Annotated in this window: 8 protein-coding genes; 7 read left to right on the forward strand and 1 reads right to left on the reverse strand. The window is 51.3% G+C overall.

Annotation, left to right across the window (positions count from 1 at the left end; all coding sequences use genetic code 11):
• Positions 1 to 213 precede the first annotated feature (213 nt).
• From ACLTX1_RS02155 to serS, 3 genes are all read left to right on the forward strand, one after another.
• Positions 214 to 978 (forward strand): ParA family protein, encoded by a 765-nt coding sequence (locus ACLTX1_RS02155; RefSeq protein ID WP_316687878.1) that lies wholly within the window; start codon positions 214 to 216, stop codon positions 976 to 978.
• A gap of 80 nt (positions 979 to 1058) precedes the next feature.
• A complete protein-coding gene (locus ACLTX1_RS02160) occupies positions 1059 to 1928 on the forward strand; it encodes a ParB/RepB/Spo0J family partition protein (protein WP_316687877.1) in 870 nt (289 codons plus the stop codon).
• Between the two features lie 204 nt (positions 1929 to 2132).
• A complete protein-coding gene (gene serS, locus ACLTX1_RS02165) occupies positions 2133 to 3419 on the forward strand; it encodes a serine--tRNA ligase (RefSeq protein WP_412330397.1) in 1287 nt (428 codons plus the stop codon).
• 647 nt (positions 3420 to 4066) lie between these two features.
• Here the strand turns inward: serS and ACLTX1_RS02170 are convergent.
• Positions 4067 to 5281 carry an MFS transporter gene (locus ACLTX1_RS02170; protein ID WP_395506962.1) on the reverse strand — a complete coding sequence of 405 codons (1215 nt, stop codon included), beginning with the start codon at positions 5279 to 5281 and terminating at the stop codon, positions 4067 to 4069.
• Between the two features lie 577 nt (positions 5282 to 5858).
• On the opposite strand from ACLTX1_RS02170, the gene guaB reads away from it, so the two are divergent.
• The 4 genes from guaB to ACLTX1_RS02190 all read left to right on the forward strand — a co-directional run bounded on the left by guaB (position 5859) and on the right by ACLTX1_RS02190 (position 12065).
• Positions 5859 to 7337: an IMP dehydrogenase gene (gene guaB, locus ACLTX1_RS02175; protein ID WP_176819656.1), complete on the forward strand. Its 1479-nt coding sequence runs from the start codon at positions 5859 to 5861 to the stop codon at positions 7335 to 7337.
• A gap of 654 nt (positions 7338 to 7991) precedes the next feature.
• Positions 7992 to 9749: a peptide ABC transporter substrate-binding protein gene (locus tag ACLTX1_RS02180; protein ID WP_412330398.1), complete on the forward strand. Its 1758-nt coding sequence runs from the start codon at positions 7992 to 7994 to the stop codon at positions 9747 to 9749.
• A gap of 424 nt (positions 9750 to 10173) precedes the next feature.
• Positions 10174 to 11109, forward strand: coding sequence for an ABC transporter permease (locus tag ACLTX1_RS02185; protein WP_412330399.1), 936 nt, complete (start codon positions 10174 to 10176; stop codon positions 11107 to 11109).
• Between the two features lie 2 nt (positions 11110 to 11111).
• Positions 11112 to 12065, forward strand: coding sequence for an ABC transporter permease (locus tag ACLTX1_RS02190; protein WP_412330400.1), 954 nt, complete (start codon positions 11112 to 11114; stop codon positions 12063 to 12065).
• Positions 12066 to 12071 lie beyond the last annotated feature (6 nt).

Raw genomic sequence — 12071 nt, forward strand, 5'->3', positions numbered from 1 at the left:
GCAAATGCCGGCAGTCCTTCTGTGTTTTTAATGCTTTTTTCGGTTTAAAACTGCAAATGTTTCACATGAAACATCAAAATTTGCCAAAACGCGATAAAATCCGGCCGTTTCACATGAAACATTGCAAAAAAATGAACTTTTCTCTTTATTCTGTGCCGGATATGTGCTACAATATCCTATATAATAGAAAGAAGAAGGAAAGGGGCGCGGTACATGAGCAAGGTAATTGCCGTGGCGAACCAAAAAGGCGGCGTGGGCAAGACAACCAGCGCAGTAAATATTGCCGCATGGCTCGGAGCAAAAGGGAAAAAGACGCTTTTGGTCGATATTGACCCGCAGGGCAACTCCACGAGCGGCGTAGGTTTTGATCGCCGAACGCTGAAAACGACCTCGTATGATATTCTCATCAACGGGGCAAAGGGCGAAGATGCCGTTCTCGAAACAAAATTTGAAAAGCTTTCTGTCATTCCTTCCAAGGCCGATCTGGCTGCGGCAGAGATTGAGCTTGCGGATTTGAACGGGCGCGAGTCCGTTTTAAAGAAGGCTTTGGCGCCACTGCGCACAGAATTTGACTATATCATCATCGATTGCCCGCCGTCGCTGGGGCTTATCACAACGAACGCGCTGAATGCTTCGGACTCTGTTTTGATCCCGGTACAGTGCGAATACTACGCGTTGGAGGGCCTTTCGCAGCTGATGAGCTCTGTGCAGGCTGTAAAGCGCCGTTACAACGACCGTTTAGAGCTGGAAGGTGTTTTGCTGACGATGTATGACGGCAGACTGAACCTGACGCAGCAGGTTGTGACGGAAATTAAAAAGTATTTCCCGCGCAAGGTGTTTGCAACAGTCATTCCGCGCACAGTGCGTCTTTCCGAGGCGCCGAGCTACGGACAGCCGATCTTGTACTACGATAAATCCAATAAAGGCTGCATCGCATACGGTGCGCTTGTGGACGAAATTTTGAAGAAAAACCGCTGATTTCGGCGGAAAAACCGGTTCCATGCGCAAAATCGTGTGGTATCGGTATAAATGCGACAAGAAGGAGATGGTCTTTCGCAATGGCAAAAAAAGGAGGCCTCGGCAAGGGGCTGGACGCAATTTTCTATGACAATGCGCGTGAGGATGATGCCGGCGCGGTGGAGCTCAGCATAAACGACTTAGAGCCGAACCGTACGCAGCCGCGCCAGAGCTTTGATGACGGCGCGATGACCGAGCTGGCGGATTCTATTGCGCAGCACGGCGTTTTGCAACCGATCTTGGTGCGCCCACTGCTTTCCGGCGGCTATCAGATCGTTGCGGGTGAACGACGCTGGCGTGCTTCTCGCATGGCAGGACTGACGACCGTACCGGCGGTTATCCGCGACCTGACGGACAGCGAAGTGATGCAGCTGGCGCTGATTGAGAACTTGCAGCGTGAGGATTTGAAGCCGCTGGAAGAAGCAAACGGCTACAAGATGCTGATGGATAACTTCGAGTTCACGCAGGAGGAGATTGCAAAAACAGTGGGCAAATCCCGCCCGGCGATCACGAATGCACTGCGGCTTTTGAATCTGCCGGAGGATATGCAGAACATGCTGGAGCGCGGCGAAATGACTGCAGGCCATGCCAGAACGCTGCTGAGCTTCAAAAATGAAGACCAGATGAAAGCGGCGGCAAGACGCGTGACCATGGAGGGCATCTCCGTGCGTGAGCTGGAAAAAATGGCAAAGCGCGCAAACGAGGAGAAGCCGGAAAAGGCAGATAAACCCGCAAAGCGCCGCATCCGTTACTATGACGAGGCCGAGCTTGCACTTCGTGACGTTTTAAACCGTGTGGTGCATATCTCCGGCACAAAGAAAAAAGCGGCGCTGACAATCGAGTTTTATGGCGAGGAAGACCTCAAGAACCTGCTGTATGATTTGAAATTGACCGATAAAACGGGCGAGTAAAGCACAAAGCTAAAGTGAACGGGGCAAATAAAGTTTTCGCCAGCCTTTTTCAAAAGGCTGTGGGTTCCAAGAGTAAACTCCTTGGTCGAGCTCCGCAGAGCTCGAAATACTTTTTTGCCTATTGGAGTTTCGCGATGCGAAACCAGCCCAAGAACCAAGAAGAACGCTTAAAAAGCCACAAATAACCGAAAGGAATGTTCAAAAATGATCGATATTAAGTTTTTGAGAGAAAATCCGGACATTGTCCGCGAGAATATCAAGAAAAAGTTCCAAGACGCGAAGCTTCCGCTTGTCGATGAAGTCATCGAGCTGGACGCCGAAAAACGCGCTACGCAGCAGAAGGCCGACAGCCTGCGCGCTTCCAGAAATAAGCTCTCCAAGCAGATCGGTGCACTGATGGGTCAGGGTAAGAAGGCCGAGGCTGAGGAGGTCAAGGCACAGGTCAAAGCACAGTCCGATGAGCTCATCGCCGCAGAAGCGAAGGAAAAGGAGCTCGACGAGAAGATCCTCAAGATCATGATGACGATCCCGAATATCATCGACGCCAGCGTGCCGGTCGGCAAAGACGACAGCGAAAACGTCGAGGTTGAGCGTTTCGGCGAGCCGGTCGTTCCGGATTTCCCGATTCCGTACCACACGGAGATCATGGAAAGCTTCAACGGTATCGATCTGGACGCTGCACGCCGCGTTGCGGGTAACGGCTTCTATTATCTGATGGGCGACATCGCGCGTCTGCACTCTGCCGTTATCGCGTATGCGCGCGATTTTATGATTGACCGCGGCTTCACGTATGTTATCCCGCCGTATATGATTCGCAGCGACGTCGTTACCGGCGTTATGAGCTTTGCGGAAATGGATTCCATGATGTACAAGATCGAGGGTGAAGACCTGTATCTCGTCGGTACCAGCGAGCACTCCATGATCGGTAAATTCATCGACCAGATCCTGCCGGAAGCCGAACTGCCGCTCACGCTGACCAGCTATTCTCCGTGCTTCCGTAAGGAAAAAGGTGCACACGGCATCGAGGAGCGCGGCGTTTACCGTATTCACCAGTTTGAAAAGCAGGAAATGATTGTCGTCTGCAAGCCGGAAGACTCCATGAAGTGGTATGATAAGCTCTGGAAGAACACCGTAGACCTGTTCCGCAGCATGGATATCCCGGTCCGCACGCTCGAGTGCTGCTCGGGCGACCTCGCAGATCTTAAGGTTAAGTCTGTGGACGTTGAAGCGTGGTCCCCGCGCCAGAAAAAGTACTTTGAGGTCGGCAGCTGCTCCAACCTCGGTGACGCACAGGCGCGCCGTCTGCGCATCCGCGTAAACGGCGAAAACGGCAAGTACCTTGCCCACACGCTGAACAACACCGTTGTTGCACCGCCGCGTATGCTCATCGCATTCCTTGAGAATAACCTCCAGGCAGACGGCAGCGTTCGCATCCCGGAAGCTCTGCGTCCGTACATGGGCGGCAAGGAAGTTATCGTCCCGAAAAAGTGATTTTTGCAAATTAAATAGGTGACAAAAGAGGCACATGCAAAGTAAAATGCATGTGCCTCTTTTGCCGTCTGCTTATAGAAAGACTTGCTCTGATGACCGTATTAAAAAATAGGAGAAATGATGCAAAGCGGAACGAAAGAACACGAACTTTCAAAAGGCAACAGTTTTCGCCATCGTCTTGTGTAAAACTTTTTCTGAGGATATGTGGAAAACAGATTTTCAACTTAAAGGAGTGAAAGAATATTCAACAGTTTCGAACGTATGTATCTCCGATTACGGACACATTTCGACAGATATACACAGATGTGTCCACGATGCGAGAACAAACAACCATACAATCGCAGAACGAAGTTGTGTATAAATATGCATAATTCTGCAAAATTACGGTGTGGAAAACTCGGTGGAAAGTGTGGAAAAGCACACGGTATAGTGGGGGAAACTAAGTTTTTCACAAGGTATCGGCTATATATGGAAAGGCAATATACTTTACGCATTCATTTTTACGACATGTTGCGTGCGGGTACGCTAAAAAGCAGCGTAAAATGGATTGGAAACGTTATTTCGACATATACAAAAAAGGCGTGTGTTTTCAGACAAAACAAAAGGCCCGCCGAAGCGAGCCTTTAAGAGCACAGAGTATTTGAAGGTCATGCCGCAGCCGTTTCTTTTTTATTGCGGTGGAAGAGAAAGCTTGCGGCGAAGATCGCAACGGAAACGAGAAACATGCAGGCTGTTACGCCATAGAACGCTTTGCCGCCGATGGTGTCAAACAGAACGCCGCCGAGCAGGTTGCCGAGAATGCCGGAGATTTGCGCCACGGAAATGAACAGGCTGTGCGCCGTGGCACGCAGCTCCACGGGTGCAAGCTCATAGATATAGTTCGTGCCCGTGCCGAGAAATGCACCGTTGCCAAGGCCGTAAAACGCGGCAAATACCAACATAGTCGGCAGCGAATTCACAAGGAAGCAGAAGCACAGACACTCCGTCGCCATCAAAATTGCAGAAAGCATGATGAGGTATTTCATCTTGATATGGCGGCGCAGGCGGCCGATGAAGAACAGAAACGGGATTTCCATCATAGCACGCACGGAGAGAATGAGCCCAAGATTGACGGTATCGATCTGAATATCCGCCATGTAATACGTCAAGAAGCTCCCTTCAAACGCCACGGCCATCTGGAAGAAGAATGCAAAAATGAGAAACGCCATGTATGCGTAGTTTTTCAGCAGTACGCCGGCACCCGTTGCGCTCTTTTTTACACGCTTGCCGCTCTGCGGCTCAAAGCAGAAATACGTCAGAACAATGGCAGGAATCATCACAATGCCCATCACCCAGAACGTCGAAGGCACACCCGCCGCAGGAATGAGCGCGTTTACCGTGATAACACCGGCAATGGCAAATAAAAGCGAGCCGCTGCTGCGTACCATGCCGTAATTCAGTCGATGCTCCGCACAGTTGCGCACCGTAAGGTTATCGACAAACGGCGACATCGGTACGCGGAAAAAGTTGATGATCGGGATCAAGATTAGAAATAATAGCGTTGAGTAGGATTGCCCCGTCGGAATGAGCGGCACAAAAATGAAAAGGCCGCAGCCGAGCGTCAGCGTTAAAATGACAATTTTGCGCACGCTGCCGATACGATCGCTCACCGTGCCCCAAAACGTCATGGCGAAAATAGCGACGGCACAGGCAATGGCGTTTAATAAGCCGAAATCCGTAGCGGGAAAGCCGATGCTTTGCAGGTAGACTGTTTGATAATTGCCTACCGCCATGGCCGCCCAAAAAATGCCCTGCACGCCGGCAAGGCGTAGCGTTTCCGCCATCTCCGGGGAGAGGGAGCGCAATCTGCGAAGCTTGTTCATGAAAAACCATCCTTTTAGCCCAATAGGGCCGAGTGTAATAGGGGGAGCGCGGAAAATATGCCGTGCGCCGAATGTGTCGGGTACGGGAGATATGCTTTTGATATAGTAGTTTTAGGGTATATCAAACAGGACGGAGTGTCAAGACATTTTGTAATTTCCGTATAAAGTTTTTTACAAAGGGAGCACTTTCTAATATATTATAAAAAGGAGTGCTATCGGAGCAAGAACGAATAAGGCTTTCAGTCAGCCTTTTTCGAGGAAGTGGATGAGGCCTTGAGGAGTGCTTTTTAGAAGTTCAGTCCGTCAAAATCCTGCAAAAATCGTCCCAAAGTCCGGGAGTTAGCCACATAAAACCGCTTTTTGTGGCTTTTCCCTAAAAAGCGCATAGAACGCTCAGCGGGTATCTCTGTTTTTTCGAGGACAAAACAGTTGAAAATGTACCGCGAAAGTGGTACAATCTAATATCAAATAATATATTTCCCCCGGCTTGCCGGGAAATTTTTCCTATGCGGTATGCGGAAATTACCGCATAAAGACAACAAAACACGGTGCACAAGGCGAAAGGATGGTTGACGGTATGCTGAACACAGAATTCACCTCTAAGTTTGTCAAAGAGGGGCTCACCTTTGACGACGTTCTTCTGATCCCGGCAGAATCACACGTACTGCCCAGTCAGGTAGACATTTCCACTCATCTCACAAAGAAGATCAAGCTGAACACCCCCATTATGACGGCGGCTATGGATACCGTCACGGAAGCGGATATGGCCATTGCCATTGCGCGTGAGGGCGGCATCGGCATCATTCACAAGAACATGTCCATTGAGCGTCAGGCCGATCAGGTCGATATGGTCAAGCGCTCCGAGAACGGCGTTATCGTTGATCCGTTCTTCCTTGCGCCGGAGAACACCGTGCGCGAGGCGGATAACCTCATGGGCCGCTACAAGATCTCCGGCGTGCCGATCTGCGAAAACGGCAAGCTCGTCGGCATCATCACGAACCGCGACCTGCGCTTCATGTCCGGCTCCGATTTCGACCAGAAGATCGAAAACGTCATGACGAAGGATCACCTCGTCACCGCGCCGGTCGGTACCACCCTCAAGGATGCACAGGAGATCCTGCGCCACCACAGAATCGAAAAGCTTCCGATTGTCGATGAAAAGGGCTATCTGAAGGGCCTCATCACGATTAAAGATATTGAAAAAGCTGTGCAGTACCCGAACTCTGCAAGAGACGAAGGCGGCCGTCTGCTCTGCGGCGCGGCTATCGGCGCTACGGCTGACGTTTTGGACCGCGTTGCTGCCCTTGTGGAAGCACAGGTCGATGTTGTCGTGCTCGATTCTGCACACGGTCACAACAGCGGCATCATCGAAGCAGTGAAAAAGGTCAAGAAAGCATACCCGGACCTCCAGCTCATTGCGGGTAACGTTGCAACGGCAGAGGGCACCCGTGCGCTTATCGAAGCCGGCGCAGACTGCGTAAAGATCGGCATCGGCCCGGGCTCCATCTGCACCACCCGTGTGGTTGCCGGCATCGGCGTGCCGCAGGTCACGGCTGTGTATGACGCAGCATGCGCGGCGGCGGAATACGGCGTTCCGGTTATCGCAGACGGCGGCATCAAGTACAGCGGTGATATCGTCAAGGCGCTCGCAGCAGGTGCAAGCGTTGTTATGCTCGGCTCCCTTGTTGCAGGCTGCAAGGAGACCCCGGGCGAGTACGAGCTCTATCAGGGCAGACAGTTCAAGGTCTACCGCGGCATGGGCTCTCTGGGCGCTATGGGTAAGGGCTCCAGCGATCGCTACTTCCAGGCAAACAACAAGAAGTACGTTCCGGAAGGCGTTGAGGGCCGCGTGCCTTATAAGGGACCGCTCGCAGATACCATTTATCAGATGGTCGGCGGTCTGCGCTCCGGCATGGGTTATGTGGGTTGCGCAAATATCCCGGAAATGCACGAGAAGGCACAGTTCGTGCGCATTACGGGTGCGGGTTTGAAGGAAAGCCATCCGCACGATATTCAGATTACGAAGGAAGCCCCGAACTACTCTATCCACGGCTGATTTTAAATTTGCATTACGGAACCTCTTCGTCTGCACGGCGAAGGGGTTCCGTTTTGTTTTCCGCAGTTGCACAAAAACCGGTAAGCATGCATAGTGAAGGACATCTGATGCAAACTAAAGCAAAAATCCGTATTCTATATCGATATTGGAATATCATATACTATTATATATAGGATGGCATTGCAGCAAAAAACGCATAGAAAACAGCGCACATAGGGGAGAGGCAGGTGGACAAAACTTCGAAAATGTCCAACATATTTTCCGGGTAAACTGCATTTTTGCGCGTTCTCTTTCAAAAACAGGAGAAAACTTGTCGGATTTCGCCGTAAAATGCAGGAATTCGGTTTCTATCCGTCGTTCGTGCACAATACACGGAAACTTGTATTTTTGTAGAGGACACGCCCCTGATGCGGCTTTTTTTGGCGGATTTTGGGCGGATTTAATTACAAAATTGCAATACTATCATGAAAAACTGCACGGTGTGTATATGCCTCAAGGTCATAATTCACAAAAATACACGAAAATTAGGACAGGATTTCCATAGTTTTGCCACTTGCGATTTAGCGCTTTATGCTGTATTATGTATGCAATATGAATTTTCTTTGAACGAAAATTTCATAATTCTATCACCTATCACATTAGGAGGAACAAGAAATGAAACTGAAAAAGGTTTTAGCTCTGGTTCTGTCCGCGGCGTTGGTTGTTTCCGCATTCGCTGGGTGCGGCGGCAAGAGCTCCAGCTCCACGACATCTACCGAGAGCATCGCAGCTTCTGAAAGCAGCGCAGAATCCACCGAGTCCACCGCCTCCGGAGATTCCACCCCGGCTGCATCCGGTGACGCTACGGCAATCTTCACCCCGAAGACCGTAGACGCGGCAAAGACCATCAGCCTGAACGCAGGTATGGAGCCGACAGGCCTGAACACCCTGACCTCCACATACGCTATCGAGTTCTCCTTGTTCAAGCACATGTATGAGAACCTCGTCACCCTCGACGATGACGACAACACAGTCCCGGGCGCAGCTGAGAGCTGGGACTACGATGAGGATACCCTCACCTACACCTTCCACCTCCGTAAGGACGGCGTTTGGACAAACGGCGACCCGGTTACGGCGAAAGACTTCGAGTTTGCTTGGAGTCAGGCTTTGAACCCGGATGTTGCTTCTGATTACGCTTACTTCCTCTACTTCATCAAGAACGCTGAAAAGTATTTCAACGGTGAAGTTGCTTGGGACGAAGTTGGTGTAAAGGTTGTCGATGATTATACCCTTGAGGTTACCATGGAGCAGCCGACTCCGTACGCACTGTTCCTGTTCTCCTTCGGCACCCTTGCTCCGATCAACCAGAGATTCTATGAGGCTGTAGGCGCAGACCTCTACTCCACCGAAGCGCAGTACTTCTGCACGAACGGCCCGTTCGCTCTTACTGAGTGGAGCCACAACGATAAGATCGTTATGCAGAAAAACGATGCATGGCACGGCGCAGCAGACGTAGAAGTTGAAGAGATCGATTGGAAGATCATCATCGATGCCAACGCAGCTCTCTCCTCCTTCCTCGCAGGCGACCTGGATATGGTCGGTCTCGACACCGGCGAACTCATCAAGCAGGCTGAAGCAGCAGGTGCTACGATTCAGTCTTATACGGATGGTACCTCATTCTACATTTACTTCAACAATAATGACCAGTATCTCTCCAATGTAAATCTCCGTCGTGCACTGTTCAATGCAATTGACGAGCAGAAGGAAATTGACACGGTTTGGCAGAACGATAACGAGCCGATGACTTCCTTCACGGCGCCCGGTGTTTCCGCTACTGACGGCACCTCCTTTGCAGGTAAGGTCGGCGAGCTGTATGCGCCGTCCCGTGACCAGGAAAAGGCTAAGGAATACCTTGCAACGGCTCTCTCCGAGCTCGGCTGCACGGTAGACGAGCTCTCCGCTCACCTCTCCATCGACTGCGGCGACTCCGCAACGTCTATTGCAGAAGCTTCCTTCTATCAGGAGCAGTGGAGACAGGTTCTCGGCATCGAGGTTACCGTTAACTCCATGATCACCAAGCAGGGTTCTCAGAACCGTAAGACCGGCAACTATGTCATGTCCATCACCGGTTGGGGCCCGGACTACAACGACCCGAACACCTTCCTTGACCTGTGGGTCACCGATGGCGGCAACAACCAGACCGGCTTCTCCAACGAGAGATACGATGAGCTCATCGACCTCGCAGCCAAGGAGACAGACCTCGAAAAGCGTGAGTCCTACTTCATCGAGTGCGAGCAGATCATTGCGGATCAGCTCCCGATCGGCCCGGCCTTCTGGAGAGCTCCGTCCTATGCTTGCTCCGATAAGATCAAGGGCGGTATGCACAGATCTACGTTCCAGGATATCAACGCTGTTTACGTAAAGCTTTCCTAATCGAAAACCTTACGGGCGCTGACCCGGATACTTAAAAGAAATTCAAATACGGTTACGGCTTGCGGTGTATCTCAAAAAGGTACGCCGCACCGAACTGTATTTATTCTTTTAATCTTTTACTTCAACACTTTTAGGTGATATACGCATCACTGTGTTGGGTGAGTAAAGCCTTGTTTCCCCGAAATTTTGGGGATTTCCGCGAACGGCAATACAAGCTGCATTCGCTAAGTTCACAAAATTGATGTGCCAAAGGCGGCAGAATAGTTTCCGAGCTTTTGCGCACATTTTTTGTTATATTGTCATATTGTCGTTTATCGGACAAGGCCGCGGACGCTTTGGCGGCATCGTTCCCAAAAACGTCGGCGGCTTTGTCCGCATAACCTTTAATCATTCTATTAAACTATCAAAGAGAGGTGGATTGCACATGACTAAGTACATCTTAAAGCGCGTGGGCTATTCCATTGTTACCCTGTTCCTGTTGGTCGCGATCACATTTTTCATGATGCAGCTTCTTCCGGGCGACCCGTTCACCGGTGAAAAGCAGCTTCCTGCGGCACAGATGGAAGCGCTTTATGCGAAATACGGTCTTGATAAGCCCGTATGGCAGCAGTTCTTCATTTATATCGGTAATGTTGTGCAGGGCGACCTTGGCGTTTCCCTTACCTATAACCGTGCGGTCACATTGATGATCACCGAAGCATTTGCCATTTCGTTTGACGTCGGTATCCGTTCCATTTGCTTCGCCTTCATCGGCGGCGTACTGCTCGGCACACTCGCAGCCATCAAGCGCGGCAAGGCAGCCGACACAGTTGCCATGATTATTGCACTGCTCGGTGTTTCCGTTCCGTCGTTCGTTGTGGCCTCTGTTTTGCAGTATTTCCTCGGCCTCAAGCTGTATATGGCAACGGGCATGCGTATTTTCGCTATTACCGGCTGGGAAGGCTTCAACAGCCACATTCTCCCGGTTATCGCACTCGGCTTCGGTTCTCTCGCAACGATTTCCCGTCTGATGCGTACCAGCATGCTGGACGTTCTCGGTCAGGATTACATCAAGACCGCTAAGGCAAAGGGCCTTTCCCAGAGCGGCATCATCTTTAAGCATGCAATGCGCAACGCCATCATGCCGGTCGTCACGGTCCTCGGCCCGATCACGGCAGGCATCCTCACCGGCGGCTTCGTTGTAGAAAGCGTTTTCGGTATCCCGGGCCTCGGCAAGTATTTCGTGCAGAGCATTCAGGGCTTCGATTACACCATGATCTGCGGCACCACGGTTTTCTACGGCGCGTTCCTTATTATTGCGAACCTCGTAGTCGATATTGCGTATGGTCTCATTGATCCGCGCGTGAAATTGGAGGGCTGAGTATGACACAGATAGATAAAAGCCGTTTTGAGTGGATCGGTTCCGACTCCGCTCGCCGCGAGGGCATTTCCCGCCCGAGCACGACCTTCTGGAAAGACGCCATCGGCAGGCTGATGAAAAACAAAGTTGCCGTTGTGTGTTTCTTCATCATCGTGCTTCTCATCCTTTCCTGCATCATCGTGCCGTTCTTCTCTCCGTTTGAGAGCCGCGAACAGCACCTTGGCGAAGTCAACAAGGGCTTCATGACAGTTTGTACAGATCCCCGTTATGAGGGACAGCACCATGTACACTATTTCGGCACCGATAACCTCGGCCGTGACCTTTTCCTGCGCGCCTTTGAAGGCGGCCGCGTCTCTCTGATGATCGCGTTCGCAGCCGTGTTTGTCAACCTCATCGTCGGCCTGATCTACGGCGGTATTTCCGGTTACATCGGCGGCGCGGTTGATACCATCATGATGCGTATCGTGGAGATCGTCAACGGTATTCCGTACCTCATCGTCGTTATCCTTTTGATGATGGTGCTCCCGAAGGGCATCTTCACCATGGTCGTCGCCTACGGCATCACCGGCTGGACCGGCATGGCACGTCTTGTGCGTGGTCAGGTGCTCCAGCTCAAGAGTCAGGAGTATATCGTGGCGGCAGAAGCCATGGGCGCAAAGAGCTCCAGAATCATTGCAAAGCACCTCATTCCGAATGCACTTTCCGTTATCATCATCAACGTCACCCTCGCAATTCCGAGCGCGATTTTCACCGAGGCATTCCTTTCCTACATCGGTCTCGGTGTTCCGGTTCCGCAGCCGTCTTGGGGCGTTCTGGCAAAGGGCGGTCAAGATGTGTTCATGACGTATCCGTACCAGCTTGTTGTGCCGGCAGTTGCCATCAGCCTTACAATGCTTTCCTTCAACCTGTTGGGCGACGGCCTGCGCGATGCATTTGACCCGCGCTTGAGGAGGTAATTCAAC

Source organism: Hominenteromicrobium sp., from assembly GCF_046974225.1.
GTDB classification, from domain to species: domain Bacteria; phylum Bacillota; class Clostridia; order Oscillospirales; family Acutalibacteraceae; genus Hominenteromicrobium; species Hominenteromicrobium mulieris.

Bases quoted from the DNA above. Each gene is read 5' to 3' on its own strand.
- ACLTX1_RS02190 (WP_412330400.1), top strand. From the start codon at position 11,112: ATGACACAGATAGATAAAAGCCGTTTTGAGTGGATCGGTTCCGACTCC.
- serS (WP_412330397.1), top strand. From the start codon at position 2,133: ATGATCGATATTAAGTTTTTGAGAGAAAATCCGGACATTGTCCGCGAG.
- ACLTX1_RS02180 (WP_412330398.1), top strand. From the start codon at position 7,992: ATGAAACTGAAAAAGGTTTTAGCTCTGGTTCTGTCCGCGGCGTTGGTT.
- guaB (WP_176819656.1), top strand. From the start codon at position 5,859: ATGCTGAACACAGAATTCACCTCTAAGTTTGTCAAAGAGGGGCTCACC.
- ACLTX1_RS02185 (WP_412330399.1), top strand. From the start codon at position 10,174: ATGACTAAGTACATCTTAAAGCGCGTGGGCTATTCCATTGTTACCCTG.
- ACLTX1_RS02160 (WP_316687877.1), top strand. From the start codon at position 1,059: ATGGCAAAAAAAGGAGGCCTCGGCAAGGGGCTGGACGCAATTTTCTAT.
- ACLTX1_RS02170 (WP_395506962.1), bottom strand. From the start codon at position 5,281: ATGAACAAGCTTCGCAGATTGCGCTCCCTCTCCCCGGAGATGGCGGAA.
- ACLTX1_RS02155 (WP_316687878.1), top strand. From the start codon at position 214: ATGAGCAAGGTAATTGCCGTGGCGAACCAAAAAGGCGGCGTGGGCAAG.